Annotated in this window: 18 protein-coding genes; 13 read left to right on the top strand and 5 right to left on the bottom strand. The window is 56.0% G+C overall.

Annotated features, from left to right (window positions below):
• Positions 1–82: 82 nt before the first annotated feature.
• Positions 83–784, top strand: coding sequence for a DnaA inactivator Hda (gene hda / locus FBY13_RS10035; RefSeq protein WP_216639872.1), 702 nt, complete (start codon positions 83–85; stop codon positions 782–784).
• On the opposite strand, the gene arsC is transcribed toward hda, so the two are convergent.
• On the bottom strand, positions 781–1128 hold the full coding sequence (arsC, locus tag FBY13_RS10030) for an arsenate reductase (glutaredoxin) (RefSeq protein WP_145394066.1): 348 nt from the start codon (positions 1126–1128) through the stop codon (positions 781–783). The two genes, hda and arsC, sit on opposite strands and share 4 nt — an antisense overlap.
• Before the next feature lie 4 nt (positions 1129–1132).
• Positions 1133–2596, bottom strand: coding sequence for a M48 family metallopeptidase (locus tag FBY13_RS10025; protein ID WP_096012834.1), 1464 nt, complete (start codon positions 2594–2596; stop codon positions 1133–1135).
• Positions 2597–2710: 114 nt separating this feature from the next.
• On the opposite strand from FBY13_RS10025, the gene FBY13_RS23435 reads away from it, so the two are divergent.
• From FBY13_RS23435 to FBY13_RS09990, 8 genes are all read left to right on the top strand, one after another.
• Positions 2711–2863: a hypothetical protein gene (locus tag FBY13_RS23435; RefSeq protein ID WP_186440809.1), complete on the top strand. Its 153-nt coding sequence runs from the start codon at positions 2711–2713 to the stop codon at positions 2861–2863.
• Between the two features lie 288 nt (positions 2864–3151).
• Positions 3152–4177 carry a substrate-binding domain-containing protein gene (locus FBY13_RS10020; protein ID WP_145394065.1) on the top strand — a complete coding sequence of 342 codons (1026 nt, stop codon included), beginning with the start codon at positions 3152–3154 and terminating at the stop codon, positions 4175–4177.
• Positions 4161–5183 (top strand): ABC transporter substrate-binding protein, encoded by a 1023-nt coding sequence (locus FBY13_RS10015; RefSeq protein ID WP_096012836.1) that lies wholly within the window; start codon positions 4161–4163, stop codon positions 5181–5183. The genes FBY13_RS10020 and FBY13_RS10015 overlap by 17 nt, the downstream gene beginning before the upstream one ends.
• Positions 5183–6064, top strand: coding sequence for an ABC transporter permease (locus FBY13_RS10010; RefSeq protein ID WP_109717558.1), 882 nt, complete (start codon positions 5183–5185; stop codon positions 6062–6064). Before FBY13_RS10015 ends, FBY13_RS10010 begins: the two co-directional genes overlap by 1 nt.
• Positions 6061–6876, top strand: a complete 816-nt coding sequence (locus FBY13_RS10005) for an ABC transporter permease (RefSeq protein ID WP_096012838.1) — start codon at positions 6061–6063, stop codon at positions 6874–6876. Before FBY13_RS10010 ends, FBY13_RS10005 begins: the two co-directional genes overlap by 4 nt.
• Positions 6873–7859 (top strand): ABC transporter ATP-binding protein, encoded by a 987-nt coding sequence (locus FBY13_RS10000; protein ID WP_109717559.1) that lies wholly within the window; start codon positions 6873–6875, stop codon positions 7857–7859. Before FBY13_RS10005 ends, FBY13_RS10000 begins: the two co-directional genes overlap by 4 nt.
• An 11-nt stretch (positions 7860–7870) precedes the next feature.
• On the top strand, positions 7871–8701 hold the full coding sequence (locus FBY13_RS09995; protein WP_063880531.1) for a phosphodiesterase: 831 nt from the start codon (positions 7871–7873) through the stop codon (positions 8699–8701).
• A 155-nt stretch (positions 8702–8856) separates the two neighbouring features.
• Positions 8857–10437 (top strand): sensor domain-containing diguanylate cyclase, encoded by a 1581-nt coding sequence (locus FBY13_RS09990; RefSeq protein ID WP_063880530.1) that lies wholly within the window; start codon positions 8857–8859, stop codon positions 10435–10437.
• Positions 10438–10507: 70 nt separating this feature from the next.
• Here the strand turns inward: FBY13_RS09990 and FBY13_RS09985 are convergent, their stop codons facing one another.
• On the bottom strand, positions 10508–11329 hold the full coding sequence (locus FBY13_RS09985) for an AraC family transcriptional regulator (RefSeq protein WP_145394080.1): 822 nt from the start codon (positions 11327–11329) through the stop codon (positions 10508–10510).
• Positions 11330–11576: 247 nt separating this feature from the next.
• Here FBY13_RS09985 and FBY13_RS09975 point away from each other — a divergent pair, with 247 nt between their 5' ends.
• The 3 genes from FBY13_RS09975 (at position 11577) to FBY13_RS09965 (ending at position 16275) form a co-directional block, all read left to right on the top strand.
• Positions 11577–12977 carry an MFS transporter gene (locus FBY13_RS09975; RefSeq protein WP_145394063.1) on the top strand — a complete coding sequence of 467 codons (1401 nt, stop codon included), beginning with the start codon at positions 11577–11579 and terminating at the stop codon, positions 12975–12977.
• A 10-nt stretch (positions 12978–12987) separates the two neighbouring features.
• Complete coding sequence (locus FBY13_RS09970; protein WP_145394062.1) at positions 12988–14943, top strand: glycoside hydrolase family 127 protein; 1956 nt, start codon at positions 12988–12990, stop codon at positions 14941–14943.
• A 261-nt stretch (positions 14944–15204) separates the two neighbouring features.
• On the top strand, positions 15205–16275 hold the full coding sequence (locus FBY13_RS09965; RefSeq protein WP_063880527.1) for an AI-2E family transporter: 1071 nt from the start codon (positions 15205–15207) through the stop codon (positions 16273–16275).
• Between the two features lie 37 nt (positions 16276–16312).
• Here FBY13_RS09965 and bcp read toward each other — a convergent pair whose 3' ends face one another.
• Complete coding sequence (gene bcp / locus FBY13_RS09960; RefSeq protein WP_014605294.1) at positions 16313–16780, bottom strand: thioredoxin-dependent thiol peroxidase; 468 nt, start codon at positions 16778–16780, stop codon at positions 16313–16315.
• 142 nt (positions 16781–16922) lie between these two features.
• On the bottom strand, positions 16923–17537 hold the full coding sequence (locus tag FBY13_RS09955) for a glycine cleavage system transcriptional repressor (RefSeq protein ID WP_306278027.1): 615 nt from the start codon (positions 17535–17537) through the stop codon (positions 16923–16925).
• 110 nt (positions 17538–17647) lie between these two features.
• Here FBY13_RS09955 and dapA point away from each other — a divergent pair, with 110 nt between their 5' ends.
• Positions 17648–18526, top strand: a complete 879-nt coding sequence (gene dapA, locus FBY13_RS09950; protein ID WP_063880525.1) for a 4-hydroxy-tetrahydrodipicolinate synthase — start codon at positions 17648–17650, stop codon at positions 18524–18526.
• The last annotated feature ends 7 nt before the right edge of the window (positions 18527–18533 follow it).

Raw genomic sequence — 18533 nt, 5'->3', positions numbered from 1 at the left:
GGCAGGGATGCCCGATTCATCTCTGGTTAAAAACTATGATAGACTTGCCCCGATTTTTGCTTGTTCTCTTGCTGAGGTGCTTCTGAACACGCCGGCACAATTGTCATTGCCACTCTATTTACCTGACGACGAAACCTTCGCCAGCTTCTGGCCGGGTGAAAACCCGTCGCTCATTGCCGCGATTAAGGGTGCGCTTAGCCAGCAGCATGGCAGCTATCTCTATTTCTGGTCTCGTGAAGGGGGCGGTCGCAGCCATCTGCTGCACGCCGCCTGCGCTGAAATGTCCGCACGCGGCGAAGCCGTGGGCTATGTGCCGCTTGATAAACGCACCTGGTTTGTCCCGGAAGTGCTGGAAGGCATGGAGCAACTGCCGCTGGTTTGCATCGACAATATTCAATGTATTGCGGGAGACGAAGCATGGGAAATGGCGATTTTCGATCTCTATAACCGCATCCTGGAAACCGGCAATACCCGGTTATTTATTACCGGCGATCGCCCACCGCGTCAGCTTAATTTGCATTTGCCCGACCTGGCATCCCGCCTCGACTGGGGGCAAATTTATCGTCTACAGCCGCTTTCCGATGAAGATAAGTTACAGGCTTTACAGCTGCGTGCCGGATTGCGGGGATTTGAACTGCCCGAAGACGTTGGTCGGTTTTTGCTGAAGCGGCTCGATCGTGAAATGCGTACCCTGTTTGATACGCTGGATCGCCTGGACAGTGCGTCGATCAGCGCCCAGCGTAAGCTGACGATTCCCTTCGTGAAAGAAACCCTCGGTCTCTAAATAATCTCCAGCACCGCTTCCGGCGGACGTCCCAGTCGGGCGCGATCGCCGTTAACCACAATGGGTCGCTCGATCAATTTGGGATGTTCCAGCAGGGCGTCCAGCAACGCGCTTTCCCCGATTTCTGGCCGATCCAGCCCCAGCGCCGCATATAATGGCTCTTTGTGGCGCATCAACTCACGCGCGCTTTGCATACCCAGTTTCTGCAGCAGGATTTGCAGGGTCTGGCGATCGGGCGGTGTGTCCAGATAACGCACGATTGTCGGGTGAATACCCTGTTGCTCCAGTAGCGCCAGGGTTTCCCGGCTCTTGCTGCAGCGCGGATTATGATAAAGCGTCACCATCCTGTTATCCTTTTTGATACTGCTTAAAGCGTTGCTGAAGCTGACGCAACTGATCGATGCGGGCATCGTATCGGGCCTGTTTCAGACTGCCGAGCGGCACCTGTGCACTGGCACGGCTCAGGGCACTAATGGCCTGATCGAGCTGGCCGTTCAACGCCAGACTTTCGGCGCGGGCAAAGAGTTCTTCATCTGTCTGTCCCTGCTGTGCTGAGGCCTGAGCCAGCAGATCCCACCCGTTGGTATCATCTTTATGTGTCCAGGTATAGCGGTTCAGGATGCGGCTGGCATTCGCGGGCTGTTTCGCTTCCACATAAGCGTTAGCGAGGTTTAGCTGCACGACCGGGCTGGTTTTTGCCGCCTGCGTGGCGGTCAGCATAGCTATTGCCTGCTGCGGCTGGTTCAGGCCGATATCAATGTCCGTCATCAGATCCAGCAGCCAGACATTTTCAGGCTGTTTAGCCAGCAGGGGCGCCACGATCTTTTTCGCCTCGCCATAGCTTTTGGCCTGAAGAAACTGCACGGCTTTACCGTACTGTGAGGCGAGCTGTTCGCGAGAATTACCGTTGGCATATTGCGTGAGCAAATCGTCCGTCAACTGGTTGCGGCCCGTCGAATACATGCCTAATGACCGCACTTTGGCCAGATAGAAGTCTTGTGACGACTGCACGACCACCGGACGCATCTGGTTGGCACGGTTGCGCGCATCGGCAAGGCGGCTGTCAGGCAGCGGGTGCGTTAACAGTATTTCAGGCGGTTTTGAAGAGAAACGGCTCTGATCAGCCAGTTTTTGTAGGAAGTTAGGCATGGCTTGGGGATCAAACCCCGCGCGCTGCAACACCTGAATACCGATGCGATCCGCTTCCTGCTCATTGTTCTGGGTAAAGCTAATAATTCCCTGCTGTGTGCCTGCCAGCGTGCCGCTGAGTGCCGCCATCCCCATCTGCGGGCTGGCCATTGCCAGTAAAATGGAGCCAAGAGCGCCCACCCAGGTCAGCGGCGCATTGCGTTTTTGATCTTCCATCGCGCGCGCCAGATGGCGTTGCGTGACGTGGGAAATTTCATGGGCCATCACCGACGCCAGCTGGCTCTCATTATCCGTAAAACGGAACAGGGCCGCGTGCAGCACCACATTACCGCCAAAAAAGGCGAACGCGTTGAGCTCATCGTTCTGAATCAGAAAAAAGTGGAAAGGCGTTTTAACCCCGTCCGCATGTGAAACCAGGCGCTGCCCGAGTTGGTTGATGTACTGATTCAGTAAGGGATCGTTAATCAGCGGGGCGCTGGCGCGGAGCTGGCGGACGTAGAAGTCGCCCATCTGCAGTTCCTGATTAATCGACAAGGTCGAGGCTGCCGTTGTCCCCATATCCGGCAATGAGTCACTGATATCTGCGTGCGAGGTTAACGGGCAGGATAATGTCAGTGCAGGGAGCAGCGTCGCAATCAGCGTCTTTTTTAACCGGTTCAACATGCCTTTATCCTGTAATGAATCCCTGATTTAGCCAGGTAAGCAGCGGAAATGTTCTTTTTTTACGTCAATATTGGTGCCTTCTTCGTATCTTAACCACTGGTGGGGAAGAATGAAATGGCGCAGTGGCAGCAGGTGCAGGGGATTGTGCGTAAAACGCGACCTGTGAGGTCACGGTGGGCGACAGAACGTCATACGGATGCACAACGCTGGCCTGTCAGCGGGCTGAGTAAAGACACCGACGTGGCGATGATCATCCCTCTCAGCTGAGGCGACGAAGGGGCAAAGCTCGGGCAGCATCTCTATTCCGTGCCCCGGCAATGACGCACGGTTCTTGCGCGCCGAACGTTTCCTTCCCGGCTTCATGCCGGCTCTCTCCAGCAAGGCCACCGCGCCTTACAGCAAAATCAGGACGTTGCCTTTCCCAGGCTGCGACGTGTTGGCGGCATTTTGGGCTGCTGTCACCACAACGTCATCTTGCCGTGATGTTCGTGTCACACAACGCCGTTAGTTTACGCAGCAATGAGATCGATCTCATTACGGATAAACGAGGGTGAGATGAGTGATTTAATCAGTGTGGCGGTACTGGCAGGCGTTTCGCGAGCAACCGCGGCCCGTGCCTTTTCCGATCCCCATCTGCTCAAGCCTGGCACCCTGAAAAAAGTGCTGGATGCGTCGGAACAGCTGGGGTTCAGACCGAACCATATTGCACGCCAGCTTCGCACGCAACACTCCACCACGCTGGGGGTTTTACTTCCTTCACTCAGTAACCCGGTATTTACCTTACAGCTTGAGGCCATGGAGCAACAGGCGCGGCTGGCGGGCTATGGCCTGCTGGTGGCAACGACGGATTACCAGCCAGAACGCGAAGCGGCCATTGTCGAACATATGCTGCGTCAGCGCGTCGCGGGCCTGGTGTTGACCGTGTCCGACGCGGACAGCAGCAGCGTATTACCGACGCTGGCAGCGGCGCACATGCCCTTTGTGCTGGCGCATAACGTCCCGCAAAACCAAAACTGGCGCTGTGTGTACGTGGATAACCGCCGCGCGATGGCGGAAGCCACGGCACATCTGATTGCGCTGGGCCATCAGCATATCGCCATGGCGGCAGGGCCGATGTTGCAGTCTGACCGTGCACGCCAGCGTTATCTGGGCTATTGCGATGCCATGCAGCAGGCGGGATTCGCCCCTCGTGGGCTGATTGACATGCCAAGTCATATCCAATCCCGATTCGATCCGCTTTTACCGCTGATCTACGGCCCTGACCCGCTGACCGCCGTGATTTGCAGTAACGATTTGCTGGCGATCAGCCTGATTGGCGCGGCGGCACGTGCAGGCATTCAGGTGCCGCAACAGCTGTCGGTCATGGGGTTTGATGGCATTGCCATTGGCGAACAGCTTTCGCCATCACTCGCCAGCGTAGTGCAGCCCAGCGATCAATTGGGTGCCTGCGCAATCGATATGCTTCTCCAACCTTCTCACGATGACTCGCGCCTGCTGGACCACCGGCTGCGTACAGGCGAGAGCATCGCGACCGTATTTCACTCGTCAACATCAGGGAACCATCATGTCTACACACAATAAAATCACGCTGCTTGCCAGGGCGGCATTCTTTACCGCCTGCGCATTTTCCAGCCCGCTGGTGCAGGCGGCTGAAAATGCTATCTGCTACAACTGTCCACCCGAATGGGCGGACTGGGCCACCGAGCTGCAGGCCATCAAAAAAGACACCGGTATCGTGGTGCCGCAGGATAACAAGAACTCAGGACAGGCTCTGGCGCAGTTGGTTGCCGAGAAAGGTAATCCGGTTGCCGACGTGGTGTACTACGGCGTCAGCTTCGGTATCCAGGCGGCGCAGGCAGGCGTGATTGCTGACTACAAGCCAGCCAACTGGGATCAGGTGCCGACAGGCATGAAAGATCCGGAGGGGAAATGGGTTGCACTGCACTCCGGCACGATGGGCTTTATGGTGAATGTGGATGCCCTGGGCGGCGCGCCCATTCCCAAATCCTGGGACGATCTGCTGAAACCAGAATACAAAGGCATGGTGGGCTATCTCGATCCGGCCAGTGCGTTTGTCGGTTATGTTGCCGCCGTGGCGGTAAACCAGGCGAAAGGGGGCAGCATGCAGGATTTCACCCCAGCCCTGACCTGGTTCAAAAAGTTACAGGCGAACAAGCCTATCGTGCCTAAGCAGACCGCCTACGCGCGTCTTATCTCCGGTGAGATCCCGATTCTGCTGGATTACGACTTCAATGCCTATCGCGCCAAATATAAAGACCATGCCAATGTGGCATTTGTGATCCCACAGGAAGGAACGGTCACGGTGCCTTACGTCATCAGCCTGGTGAAAAACGCGCCCCATGCCGCCAACGGCAAAAAAGTCATGGACTATGTGCTGTCTGATAAAGGTCAGGCGATTTGGGCCAATGCCTATCTGCGTCCGGTGCGTCCTTCGGCCATGTCTGCTGAGGCTAAAACGCACTTTCTGCCAGACAGTGATTACGCCCGTGCGCACACTGTGGACTACCAGCAGATGGCCGATGCACAGAAAGCCTTCTCTGCCCGTTACCTGAGTGAGATTCGGTAATGGCACCGTCTGACGCCCGCCGCGATTTACCGGTGGCTTCGCGCCGCCGGTCACGCCGACGCGAGCAGGGGGCTAACTGGCCATGGATGCTGCTGCCTGCGTTACTGTTTTTTGCCGCGTTCTGGCTGTTGCCTTTCGCCCGTTTATTACAGATGGGTATGACGCCAGATCGCAGCACCCAGCACAGTGGTTACTGGACGGTGCTTACCCAGCCGCAATATCTGCAAAGCCTGGTGAATACCGTACTGTTGTCGCTGTCGGTCACGCTATTGACGTTGGTCATCGCCACTGTGGTGGGCTGCTTTCTGGCCCGCCAGCGCTTCACCGGGCGCGGAACGTTGCTGGCACTGCTGACCTTTCCCCTGGCTTTTCCTGGCGTGGTGGTGGGGTTTTTAGTGGTGATGCTGGCGGGACGGCAGGGCGTTCTGGCCCAGATCAGCCTGCGCCTGTTTGACGAGCGCTGGACGCTGGCCTATTCACTGACCGGGCTGTTCATTGGTTATCTCTACTTTTCACTGCCGCGCGCCATAGTGACATTAGTGGCCGCCAGCGAAAAACTGGATCGCTCGCTGGAAGAGGCGGCCCGTTCGTTAGGTGCCAGCCAGTGGCGCATTGTCTGGGATGTGATTGTGCCGGGGCTTAAACCGGCACTGCTCTCCAGCGGTGCGCTCTGCTTTGCCACCAGCATGGGCGCATTCGGCACCGCATTTACTCTGGGAACTGACCTGAGTGTCCTTCCGCTCACCATCTATGGCGAATTTACCAACTACGCGAACTTTGCCACCGCTGCGGCGCTGTCGGTGGTCATGGGAGCCGTCGCCTGGGCAGGCTTAATGCTGGCGCGGGTGCTCACCCAATCCCGCCAGGAGACGTCGTCATGAAACGTCGTGGTTTATTTTACCTGCAAATCGCCATTACCACGCTGACTGCTCTGTTCATGATTGTTCCGGTCATCCTGTCGATGCTGGCGGGCGTGACGCAGAACTACTTTGTTGGTCTGCGCAGCGGACTGACGCTGAAATGGGTGGAACAGGTTTGGGAGATGTACAGCGACACCTTTTGGCTGTCACTGTTAATCGCCGTCAGCTGTCTGGCGGTGACCCTGGTGATCGGCGTGCCAGCCGCCTGGGGCTTACTGAAATCGCCGTCGCGCTGGTCATCGCGCATTGAAGAGTGCCTGATGTTGCCGGTAGCGCTACCGGGCCTGGCCACCGCACTGGGCATTATCCTGCTGTACGGTCAGTTCAGCAGCCTGCGTGACAGCTGGGTTTTTATCTTGATCGGCCACGTCCTTTTTACGCTGCCGTTTATGATTCGACCGGTGCTGGCGGTGATGCAGGCTATTCAGCTACCGCGCCTTGAAGAGGCTGCCGCCAGCCTGGGGGCGGGCTTCTGGCGTCGCTTTTTCACCGTGGTGGTGCCTAACTGCCGCAACGGCATTCTCGCCGGAGCCTTTATGGTGATCACGCTATCGGTAGGCGAATTTAACATTACCTGGATGTTACATACGCCACTCACCAAAACCCTGCCCGTGGGCCTGGCCGACAGCTATGCCTCAATGCGGCTGGAAGTGGGGTCGGCCTATACCTTGATCTTTATTTTAATGATTTTACCACTGTTGCTGATGCTCAACGCCTGTAATCACTGGCTTGAACGCCAGTCTCGTCAGCAACACAGGGAGGAGAAAGCATGATCCTTGAAGCTGTAAACGTGACGCTGCGCGGCTGCGCACGCCGCTTTAATCATCACCAGGCGCTCCATCCGCTCGATCTGAGCGTGCGGTCAGGCGAAACCCTGGTGTTGCTGGGCCCATCCGGCTGCGGCAAAACGACCACGTTACGCATTATCAGCGGCCTGGAGAGCACCGATGCGCCGGGTGAAGTCTGGTTTGACGATCGCAACGTGACCGACCTGCCTGTCGAGAAACGTAACGTGGGAATGGTCTTTCAAAACTACGCTCTGTTCCCCACGCTGAACGTGGCACAGAACGTGGCTTATGGCTTGAAAGTGCAGGGCATCCCGCGCCACGAGCGAGAGGCGCGTGTTGAGGAAATGCTGGAACTGGTCGATCTCACTTCCCTGGCCCAACGTCATATCGACAAGCTCTCCGGCGGGCAGAAACAGCGCGTGGCGCTGGCAAGAGCGCTGGCGGCACGGCCTAAAGTGCTGCTGTTTGACGAGCCGCTGGCTGCGCTGGATGCCAAACTGCGCGAGCGTCTGCGTCTGGAAATCGGGAGCCTGTTAAAAAAACTGGCTATCACCGCCGTGTACGTGACCCACGATCAGCAGGAAGCCATGGCGCTGGGCGATCGTATTGCCGTCATGGAACAGGGACGCCTGGTGCAGATCGACACGCCGCAGGCCATCTATCAGCGTCCGGCCTCTCGCTTTGTGGCGGATTTCGTTGGCGCGATTAACTGTATCGCACGTGATGAGCAGGGCCATCCGCTGCGTTTTTGTCGCCCAGAGGATGTGCTGCTGGCAGACGAAGGCCGCTATGCACAGCACGGTTATATCGTTGCCAGCACCTTTCTCGGTGCATCCCAACGTTTGATGATCGATATCGGGCTGGACAAGCCGATTCAGGTAGAGCGACACGCACGGGAAACCTGGCACGCCGGGCAGCGCGTCAGCTGGTCGCTGGCTGAGCAGGCCGCGCTTGAATTTACTGTTTAAGGAGACAACGTTTGTCTGTTGAACCTACGCTGATTGCGCAAATCAGCGACTTGCATATTAAAGCCCACGGTCGTCTGTCGTATAAAAAGGTCGATACCTATAACGCCCTGCTACGGGCGATTAACACCCTGAATGGGCTTAGGCCACGGCCCGATGCCGTGGTAATAACCGGTGACCTGGTGGATTTTGGCACGGCGGCAGAGTATCAGACGTTACGGCAGGCGCTGGCAACGCTGGATCTGCCGTTTTATCTGATGGCGGGCAATCATGACGATCGCCAGGCATTGAGGGCGGCGTTTCCCGATCATCCTTATTTGCAGCAGGGGCCAACGCTCAACTGGCGGCAGGAGGTGAAGGGCATTCAACTGCTGGCGCTCGACTCCAGCGTGCCGCAGCAACCGTGGGGCCAGCTTGATGAGCAGCAGCTTAGCTGGCTGGATGCAGCACTGACCGCGTCACCGAGCGTGCCCACGCTGGTGATGCTGCATCATCCGCCGTTTGCCTGCGGGATCGATCATATGGATCGCCAGCGATTACGCGATCCCGACGCACTGGCGGCGATTATTGCCCGCCATCCGCAGACAGAACGCGTGCTGTGCGGTCATGTGCATCGCGCCATTCAGACGCGCTTTGCCGGTACGCTGGCCTGTATTGCGCCTGGCGTCTCCCATCAGGTTGCGCTGGATCTGCAACCGGATGGGCCTGCAAATTTTGTGCTGGAACCGGCCGGATTTTTGCTCCATCGCTGGCATCCACAGCAGGGAATGACGACGCATCAATGTGCCATTGGTGACTATGACGGGCCCTGGCCTTTTTATGACCAAAACGGTTTAATCGATTAAAGGCCGTACAGGCTGACTTTTTGGTGAATGCCGCGCTTAAACCTGCTCAAATTGTCCTACAGCGTGTAGACTTACACGCAGTAGGACCGCTATTACCATAAAAACAACAGAGCCAGGCACAGCAAAATGAATCTTTGCACTGTGGCGTCCACGCCATGCTAATTAATTTCCGTCCCCGGGCGGACTTACGCACGCTTATTGCGCTGCTGGTAATTACCAGTATTGTCATCACGCTTGCCAATAATTTATATGCGACCTGGCGCGTGCAACGCATGGTGCTGATTGACAGCACGCTGGAAGCCAACCGCGCGTATGCGGCCAAGTTGGCCTCCACCAGTGAGGTTTTTTTCCGTCTGGCGCAGTCTCAACTGCACTTTAGTGCCAATGTACTGGGAAAAGATTTCAATAATGCGTCACTGCTCAAAGCGGAAGTTAACCGTTTACGTGAACAGACCGACAGTTTCAACTCTGTCGCCGTGGTGGATGAAAACGGCAACGTTCAGGCGATATCACCTGAATCCCTTACCTTAACGGGGATGCATCTGACCAGCGATGCGGCCCGCGAAGCGCTGCAAACCCGACAGCCGTTAATTAGCAAACCGACGGTTTCCGCTGCGAATAACCTGCTTATTTTTGTCTCATGGCCGATCTGGAATAACCAGGGACGCTATCTGGGTTATATTGGCGGCACGATTTACCTTAAAAAGAAAAGTATTCTGAACGCGCTGCTGGGTGAACAGTTTTATCGTGACGGCACCAGCGTGTTTGTTCTCGACAGTAATAACCAGGTGCTGTATCACCAGAATCGTCAAATGGTCGGCAAAATTATGCCGCCGTTGATGAGCGAACGTGAGCGCCAGGAAAAAGATAATGGCTCGCTGGTCTTGACCGAGACCGACAAACCGACCCGGCTGGCGGGTTACGCCATCGTCCCGACGACCGGCTGGATGGTGGTGGCACTGAAGCCTGTCGACGTCACGCTGCAACCGCTGTCGGGCCTGCTCCTGAAAGTCCTGAAACGTTCTGTGCCCTTTGCGCTGCTGACCTTGCTGGTGGCGGTTATTCTGGCGCGGATGATCGCCATGCCGCTCTGGCAGTTGGCCCGCAAGGCCAGCAAAATTGATGCCTCAAGTGCCACTTATGAAATTGGCGGCATTCGCGCATGGTACTTTGAGGCCGCGCAGGTAAAACGGGCGCTACTCACCGGCATTGGTCTGGTGCAGGATAAAATCGGTCGCCTGAGCTCCGAAGCACAGACCGATTCACTGACCCTGTTACTGAACCGGCGCGGGCTGAACGCGGTACTCGATTATTACCAGAGCATACGCCAGCCTTTCGCCGTCCTGGCTCTGGATATCGACCATTTTAAAAGCGTAAACGATAACTGGGGACACGATGTTGGCGATCGGGTGATTCAGCAGGTGGCGCAGGCGCTACGGCAGAGCGCCCGGCAGTCGGACGTGGTCAGCCGTAACGGTGGCGAAGAGTTTTTAATGCTGCTGCCGAATACCTCCCTGAAAGAAGCAGAGGCCACGGCCGAGCGGATTCGGAACAGCATCGCGGAAAAAGAGATTGAGGAAGTCGGTCATATCACCATATCCATCGGTGTGGCCGAATGGGACGCGCGCCGGTTGCCACTGGAAAGCAGCCTGAAGCGGGCCGATGATGCTCTGTATCAGGCTAAAAACACCGGACGCAACTGCACCGTGGTCGCGAAACGCGTTAAAGCGTCTTAATCGTTAACCGCGTCGGCAGACCTGGCGCTTCGCCCGTGCAGTGAAATCCCGCGCGGGCCGTGGCGAATCATCAGGAATTGATATGTTCCCGGCAGTAGCGCCGCTTCCAGCTGGCGGGCGTTAAGCCGGTGTGCTTGCGGAATATCTGGCGAAAATAGCCCACATCATTGAACCCACACTGGCGCGCCACCTCGGTTAGCGGCAGCTTGTCGCCGATCAGCAATTTTTCTGCCATTAAGACGCGCTGTCGGTGGATGGCTTCCGTCAGCGTCAGGCGAAATACGCGCCGGTAAACGCGTCCCAGATAATCCGCATTGCAATGCAGCATTTTTGCCAGTGCGGAGGTCGAAAGCGGCAGGTGATACTGGGTACGAATGAGCTGGTTCGCTTTCCAGGCCAGGTCAACGCCGGGGCTGTCAACGACGTTCTCATGCAGGGCAGGAGCGGCGAGCTGCTGGAGGATCAGCAGTAAAATACATTCCAGTGCGACGCTCCGGTGAATGTTTTCCTGCTCGCTGAGGAACTGCCTGAACAGGGCGATGATATAGGCCGGATCGCCAACGCGGGTATTCTGGGGAAGATGCAGCAGTGCCTGGTGTAATCCATGTTGAGGCTTCGGCTGTTTCAACCAGTCAAAATGCAGCCAGTAAAATTTCAGATCCGCCGGAAAAATCCCTTCACCCACATGCAAATGCCCGGGCCTGAGCAGCAGGCTTTCGCCCGCCTGCACGCTATACGGCACGTCATCCTCACGAATGGTTAACTGACCGCGCTCAACGAAGATGATCTCCCACGAGGTCAGCCTGCGTGCCGGATGTGTGCCGACACCGCGTGAAATAAACAGCCCGCCATTTTGCACCCGAACCGGAAACGCTATGGATAATTCGAACATCATTATTCATTTTCCCGCTGCGACAACCCTGATAATCACCTTTGTCTATGATTATTAACAAAAAACCACGAATGTATCTGATCCACTTCACAGTTTGCTTCACAGGTCGGAATTACCCCGTTTTTATACTTTTTTGTGCTCTTGTTGGTTAACGGATTCCTGACAGAATACATCGGGTAAGGCGCTAAAACACCAATAAGCCCGCCAGAAAGCGGGTCATCCTCTCTGTCCTGCATGAGGCGTTTTTATGACTTCTACCACCATCGCTCAGGCCGATCTTAGCCAGTCGGCGACGCAGAGTGCGCTGTCCCTGCGTGAAAAAATAGGTTACGGGCTGGGAGACGCCGGCGGCACGGTGATCACCTGCCTGATCATGAACTTTCTGACGTTTTTCTACACCGATGTCTTTGGCTTAACACCTGCGCTGGTCGGCACCCTGTTTATGGCGCTGCGCGTGTTTGATGCGATATCCGATCCGGTGATGGGCGTGATTGCCGACCGTACGCATAGCCGATGGGGACGTTTCCGTCCCTGGCAGCTGTGGGTCGCTGTCCCCATTGGCATCATTGGTGTGCTGACGTTCACGGTGCCCGCCGTCAGCATGGACATGAAAATCGTCTGGGCGTTTGCCACCTACCTGCTGCTTTCCGTCAGCTATACCGCCATTAATGTGCCCTATTGCGCGCTGATTAACACCATGACCACCCGCCACACAGAAGTGCTGGCGTGCCAGTCATGGCGGTTTGTGCTGTGCGGCGTGGCCGGATTTCTGGTCTCGGTAGGGCTGCCGTGGCTGGTTTCTGTCTTAGGTAAGGGGAATGCGGCACTCGGCTATCAGTCTGGCGTCGGCATTTTGTGCGCTCTGGCGGTCGTGATGTTCCTGTGCTGCTTCTTCTGGGTTCGCGAGCGCGTACCGCTGGACAGCCTGGGCAAGTTTACCCTGCGCGAACATATGGCCGGGCTGCGTAAAAACGATCAGCTGTTACTGATGCTGGTGATGTCGTTTTTGCTGATTAACGTGTTCAATATCCGTGGCGGCGGCTACATGTACTTCATCACCTATGTGTTACAGGGCAGCACCGCCTACACTTCGCTGTTTTTTACCATGGTGACCTTAGCCTCTATCTTAGGTGCGGTCATCGTTAATCCGCTGGCAAAACACATCGACACCGTCCGGCTCTACTACTGGACCAATTGTGTGCTTGCCGTGCTGGCGGTCATGATGTGGTTCCTGCCGGTGGGGCCGTCATGGCAGGTATTATGGCTGGTGGTGATCCTCGCCAACGGCGTCATTCTGGGGTTCACGCTCCCGCTGCACTTTGCCCTGATGGCCTTTGCCGATGACTACGGTGAATGGAAAAACGGCGTCCGCTCATCGGGCATGAATTTCGCGTTTAACCTGTTCTTTATTAAACTTGCCTGGGCCTCCAGCGGCGTCATTATCAGCCTGCTGTTTATCCTGGTGGCTTACAAGCCAGGAATTACGCATCAGACACCGGCATCCTTGCAGGGCATTACCGCAATGGAAACGTTGTTGCCTGCCCTGTTTCATCTGCTGCTGCTATTCGCCATCCGCGCCTGCAAGCTCAATAACCCGATGATGGCGCAGATTTCCAGCGACCTGCGAATTCGCCATGTCCCGTCCTGAGGAGAGTAAAATGTCTGTCAATGAAGTCGATCTGCATAAGCTGACGATTCACGATCCCTTTCTCGGTCAGTATCAACGACTGGTGCGGGAGGTGGTCATTCCTTATCAATGGGAGGCGCTTAACGATCGGATCGACGAAGCCGATCCCAGCCATGCCATCGAAAACTTTCGTATCGCGGCTGGCCAGCAGGAAGGGGAATTTTATGGCATGGTCTTCCAGGACAGCGATGTCGCGAAATGGCTGGAAGCCGTGGCCTGGTCACTTTGCCAGAAGCCTGATGCAGAACTGGAAAAGACGGCGGATGAGGTGATTGAACTGGTGGCGGCGGCGCAGTGCGAGGATGGTTATCTCAATACCTACTTCACGGTGAAAGCGCCGGAAGATCGCTGGACGAATCTTGCCGAATGCCATGAGTTGTATTGCGCCGGACACATGATTGAGGCGGGCGTGGCGTTTTACCAGGCGACAGGTAAACGCCGTTTACTTGAGGTGGTGTGCAAGCTTGCCGATCACATCGACAGCATGTTTGGCCCCGGCGAAAATCAGCTGCACGGCTACCCAGGCCATCCGGAGATCGAGCTGGCATTGATGCGGCTGTATGAAGTGACCCAGGACCCTCGCTATATGGCGCTGGTAGATTATTTTGTCGCGCAGCGGGGAACGCAGCCTCACTTCTATGATATTGAGTACGAGAAGCGCGGGCAGACCTCCTACTGGAATACCTATGGCCCGGCCTGGATGGTGAAGGACAAGGCTTACAGCCAGGCGCATCAACCCCTTGCAGAACAGCAGCACGCGGTGGGGCATGCTGTGCGGTTCGTTTATCTGATGACCGGCGTGGCGCACCTTGCGCGCCTGAGCCAGGACGAAGAAAAACGTCAGGACTGCCTGCGGCTGTGGCACAACATGGCGCAGCGGCAGCTGTATATTACCGGTGGCATCGGCTCCCAGGGCAGCGGTGAAGCATTCAGTAGCGATTACGATTTACCTAATGACACGGTTTATGCCGAAAGCTGCGCGTCCATTGGCCTGATGATGTTTGCCAGACGTATGCTGGAAATGGAAGCCGACAGCCAGTACGCCGACGTGATGGAACGCGCGCTGTATAATACGGTACTGGGCGGCATGGCGCTGGACGGGAAACACTTCTTCTACGTCAATCCGCTGGAGGTGCACCCGAAAACCCTCAGTTTTAATCATATCTACGATCATGTGAAACCTGTGCGTCAGCGCTGGTTCGGTTGTGCCTGCTGTCCACCGAACATTGCCCGTGTGCTGACCTCACTCGGCCACTATATTTATACGCCACGCGAGGATGCGCTTTATATCAATCTCTATGTCGGCAACCGGGTTGAAATACCGGTCGGTGAGCATACTTTGGGCATTAGCATAAGCGGTAATTTCCCCTGGGATGAAAAGGTCACCATCAGCGTCGATGTCGCGCAGCCTGTGCAACATACGCTGGCGTTACGTCTGCCTGACTGGTGTGAGGCGCCGCAGGTAAGCTGTAACGGCGACGCTGTGACCGATCGCGCCCGCAAGGGTTACCTCTACATTGAGCGACAGTGGCAAGAGGGCGATACGCTGACCCTGACGCTCCCGATGCCGGTGCGCCGGGTTTATGGTAATCCGTTAGTACGTCACGTGGCGGGCAAGGTGGCGGTTCAACGCGGCCCGCTGGTGTACTGCCTGGAGCAGGCCGATAACGGCGAGCAGTTACACAATCTGTGGCTGCCCGCGTCGGCATCGTTCACCACCATTCAGGGACGCGGTGTTTTTGCGCATAAGGTGTTAATACAGGCTGAAGGGGTGAAAAAAACCGCCAGCGATCCTGAACGCCAGCCGCTGTGGCACTTCGATCACGCCCCTGCCGCGCAGCAAACCCAGACGCTGACCTTTATTCCCTGGTTCTGTTGGGCGAACCGGGGAGAAGGGGAGATGCGTATTTGGGTGAATGAAGCCTGACGCCTGAAAATGACCCACAGCAGGCCGGGCGTGTTGCTGGCCTGCGGTGAAGATAATGACCCCGTCGGCGACGATTCGCCTGCCAGCGCGCAACGGCGGGAAGCCTGAGGCTGGGGAGAATGGTACGGCACGCACCTTCACCGCGTGCCGTTTTTCATCATCCGCTAGCGCCTGTCAGGTCACGGACTGATTTTCACGTCTTTCCAGCACCAGAATATCCGGTACAATCATGGCCCTTTCTGACCTTATGGACCTGACGGCATGCTGGCTTTATTGATTCAATGGTACAAACGCCGTTTTAGCGATCCCCAGGCGATTGGCCTGCTGGTGATTCTGCTGGCGGGGTTCTGCATTCTTTTCTTCCTGAGCGGGTTGCTGGCCCCCTTGCTGGTGGCGGTGGTGCTGGCTTATCTGCTTGAATGGCCAACGGTACGGCTACAACGCATTGGCTGTACGCGTAGCTGGGCGACCAGCATTGTGTTGGTGCTGTTTGCCGGAATTCTGCTGGTTCTGGTTTTGATCGTCGCGCCCGTGGCCTGGCAACAGGGCATCAACCTGACGCGGGATCTGCCTAATATGCTGAACAAACTCTATCAGTATGCGGCGGGGCTACCGCGACGTTTTCCCGCCCTGGTCGATGCCGGCATTATTGATGTCATCGTCGAGAACCTACGCGGTCGTCTCAGCGGCGTGGGCGATTCTCTGGTGAAGTATTCCCTGGCATCGCTGGTGGGATTAATGACCCTGATGATTTACCTGGTGCTGGTGCCGCTGATGGTGTTCTTTCTGCTGAAGGATAAAGAGCAGATGCTGAGTGCCGTGCGACGCGTCCTGCCGCGTAACCGTGGGCTGGCGGGTGAAGTATGGCAGGAGATGAACCAGCAAATCACCAACTACATTCGTGGCAAAGTGTTGGAGATGGTGGTCGTGGGCATCGCCAGTTGGCTGGCATTTATGTTCCTCGGCCTCAACTATTCGCTTCTGTTGGCCGTGCTGGTGGGCGTTTCAGTTCTGATTCCTTACATTGGCGCGATGCTGGTGACCATCCCGGTTATTGGCGTGGGCTTATTCCAGTGGGGGCTGGATAGCGAGTTCTGGACGCTGCTTACCGTCTATCTGGTGATTCAGGCGCTGGACGGCAATGTGCTGGTGCCCATTTTGTTCTCAGAGGCGGTCAATCTTCATCCGCTGGTTATCATCTTATCGGTGGTGATCTTTGGCGGGATGTGGGGATTCTGGGGCGTATTTTTTGCGATTCCGCTCGCAACCCTGGTCAAGGCGGTGGTGCACGCCTGGCCTGAGGCCACGCTGGATGAAACGCTGAATCGTTAAACGTTCAGGGCGCGGTAGATGCCGCGCCCTGAAGACATCAGGCTGATTTCAGATAGTCCATCACGATGTCGTGGTGATTTGACGTTTTGAAGTCGTCGAACACCTTTTCGATTTTGCCATTCGCATCCACCAGGAAGCTGATGCGATGGATGCCGTCATAGGTTTTACCCATAAAGGTTTTTTCACCCCAGACGCCAAACTGCTCGCAAACCTGATGCTCCTGGTCCGACAGCAGAGTGAAGTTAAGCAGCTCTTTTTCTGCAAAACGTGACAGCTTTTCAGGTTTATCTGTGCTGATTCCCAGCACCTCGACGCCAGCTTTCTTCAGCTCATCCATGTTGTCACGCAGACCACATGCCTGCACGGTACAACCCGGCGTCATCGCTTTTGGATAGAAATAGACCAGAACGCGCTGCCCCTGGAAGTCGGCTAAATTCACTTGTTCGCCATCCTGATCGGGCAAGCTAAATTTCGGTGCGGTATCACCGGCTTTCAGTGGATTCATCACATCTCTCCATTTTGAGTTCATGCTGTGGTTAATACACCAAGAGGCGAGAAACTGCCAAATGGAAAATAATCAATTTCAGACGATTTCCTCACCTGACCGTACTTTTAACGTAGCAGAACAGTCAAGGCGGCGCTCGTCTTTACCTGCCGGGTATCACCAGTTCACGGTTATCGGCATCGTTCAGGCTATAAAGGCGTAACGCGCCCTCGGCATTAAGTTCCTGACACAGTGCATTAAATGCCTGTTCAAATGCCGGACCATCGCTACGCGTTGGGCTGTGCGCCGTCATCTGAATATACAGCGTGGCGGGCCGATCCTGCTGGGCGGGCTGGATACGTGACACCAGTTCCGCAATGTTCATTTGGTGCTTATCCGTCAAATCCGTAAAGCGCTCAATGATATGCGGCGAGTCAGCCACTTCGACCTGAATAAACGCGGTATCCGCCATCGGCGGCCGGGCTGTGGCATGGGTACGTTTCATGACGATCAGCAGCTCCAGCTCAGCGCCTTTCAGCGGCAGCGTCGACTCAATCAGCGTAATCGCGTTCCAGCTACCGGAAAGCAGCATGATGAACGTAAATTCATCCCCGAGCATGGCAAGGCGACTGTCTTCGATGTTGCAACCGCAACTGCTGACGTGGCGGGTGATCGTATTGACGATACCCGGGCGGTCAACACCCAGAGCGGTGATCACCAGGTGGTGGGGTTGAGATTGCGGCAAAATAGGATTCCCTGTGCATTTGCTAATAACCATAAGGTAAACATAAAAAAAACTGCTGACAAGCGCGGGAATGGCGGAGCTTGCTTGCTTTTCCCTAAGTGTAAAACGTACCATGAAGCACTTGTTTGTCGAGGGGATCGCCAATGTTTACGGGAAGTATTGTTGCACTCGTTACGCCAATGGATGACAAAGGTAATGTCTGCCGTGCGAGTTTGAAAAAACTGATTGATTACCATGTCGCCAGCGGTACAGCGGCGATCGTTTCCGTCGGCACCACCGGCGAGTCAGCCACGCTGAGCCATGACGAGCACGGTGATGTGGTGCTGCAAACCCTGGAACTGGCGGATGGGCGTATTCCCGTGATTGCCGGAACCGGTGCTAACGCCACTGCGGAAGGTATCTCTCTGACCAAACGCTTTGAGAATTCGGGTGTTGTTGGTTGCCTCACTGTTACGCCTTATTACAATCGCCCGACGCAGGAAGGCCTGTTTCAGCACTTTAAAGCGATTGCTGACAGTACCAGCCTACCGCAAATGCTGTATAACGTACCTTCGCGCACCGGCTGTGATATGTTGCCGGAAACCGTTGCCCGCCTCGCTGAAATCAAAAATATTATCGGAATCAAAGAGGCAACGGGGAACTTATCGCGTGTCAGCCAGATCCAAGAGCTGGTTAATGATGAGTTCATCCTGGTGAGCGGCGACGATGCCAGCGCACTGGACTTTATGCAACTGGGCGGCAAGGGCGTCATTTCGGTGACGGCAAACATAGCAGCACGCGAAATGGCCGAGCTGTGCAGGCTCGCACAGCAGGGTAATTTCGTGGAAGCTCGCCGTCTGAATCAGCGTCTGATGCACCTGCACCAGACGCTTTTCTGTGAACCTAATCCAATCCCGGTTAAATGGGCGGCAAAACAGCTAGGATTAATCGCTAATGACACGCTGCGTCTGCCTATGACGCCACTGACTGCGGTTGCACAGCCGAAAGTGGAGCAGGCGCTGGTGAAAGCGGGTTTGCGATAATTTAGGG

Origin of the sequence: Pantoea sp. SJZ147 (assembly GCF_007828605.1) — a bacterium.
Lineage (GTDB): Bacteria > Pseudomonadota > Gammaproteobacteria > Enterobacterales > Enterobacteriaceae > Pantoea > Pantoea allii.
The sequence above is the reverse complement of the archived record's forward strand: the minus strand, read 5'-3'. Positions and strand labels throughout refer to the sequence as shown.

Coding starts and splice junctions, on each gene's coding strand:
- FBY13_RS09985 (WP_145394080.1), bottom strand. CDS start 11,329: ATGTTCGAATTATCCATAGCGTTTCCGGTTCGGGTGCAAAATGGCGGG.
- FBY13_RS10005 (WP_096012838.1), top strand. CDS start 6,061: ATGAAACGTCGTGGTTTATTTTACCTGCAAATCGCCATTACCACGCTG.
- FBY13_RS10020 (WP_145394065.1), top strand. CDS start 3,152: ATGAGTGATTTAATCAGTGTGGCGGTACTGGCAGGCGTTTCGCGAGCA.
- arsC (WP_145394066.1), bottom strand. CDS start 1,128: ATGGTGACGCTTTATCATAATCCGCGCTGCAGCAAGAGCCGGGAAACC.
- FBY13_RS10000 (WP_109717559.1), top strand. CDS start 6,873: ATGATCCTTGAAGCTGTAAACGTGACGCTGCGCGGCTGCGCACGCCGC.
- FBY13_RS23435 (WP_186440809.1), top strand. CDS start 2,711: ATGGCGCAGTGGCAGCAGGTGCAGGGGATTGTGCGTAAAACGCGACCT.
- FBY13_RS09955 (WP_306278027.1), bottom strand. CDS start 17,537: ATGGTTATTAGCAAATGCACAGGGAATCCTATTTTGCCGCAATCTCAA.
- dapA (WP_063880525.1), top strand. CDS start 17,648: ATGTTTACGGGAAGTATTGTTGCACTCGTTACGCCAATGGATGACAAA.
- FBY13_RS09990 (WP_063880530.1), top strand. CDS start 8,857: ATGCTAATTAATTTCCGTCCCCGGGCGGACTTACGCACGCTTATTGCG.
- FBY13_RS09970 (WP_145394062.1), top strand. CDS start 12,988: ATGTCTGTCAATGAAGTCGATCTGCATAAGCTGACGATTCACGATCCC.
- FBY13_RS10010 (WP_109717558.1), top strand. CDS start 5,183: ATGGCACCGTCTGACGCCCGCCGCGATTTACCGGTGGCTTCGCGCCGC.
- FBY13_RS10015 (WP_096012836.1), top strand. CDS start 4,161: ATGTCTACACACAATAAAATCACGCTGCTTGCCAGGGCGGCATTCTTT.
- FBY13_RS09975 (WP_145394063.1), top strand. CDS start 11,577: ATGACTTCTACCACCATCGCTCAGGCCGATCTTAGCCAGTCGGCGACG.
- FBY13_RS10025 (WP_096012834.1), bottom strand. CDS start 2,596: ATGTTGAACCGGTTAAAAAAGACGCTGATTGCGACGCTGCTCCCTGCA.
- FBY13_RS09965 (WP_063880527.1), top strand. CDS start 15,205: ATGCTGGCTTTATTGATTCAATGGTACAAACGCCGTTTTAGCGATCCC.
- bcp (WP_014605294.1), bottom strand. CDS start 16,780: ATGAATCCACTGAAAGCCGGTGATACCGCACCGAAATTTAGCTTGCCC.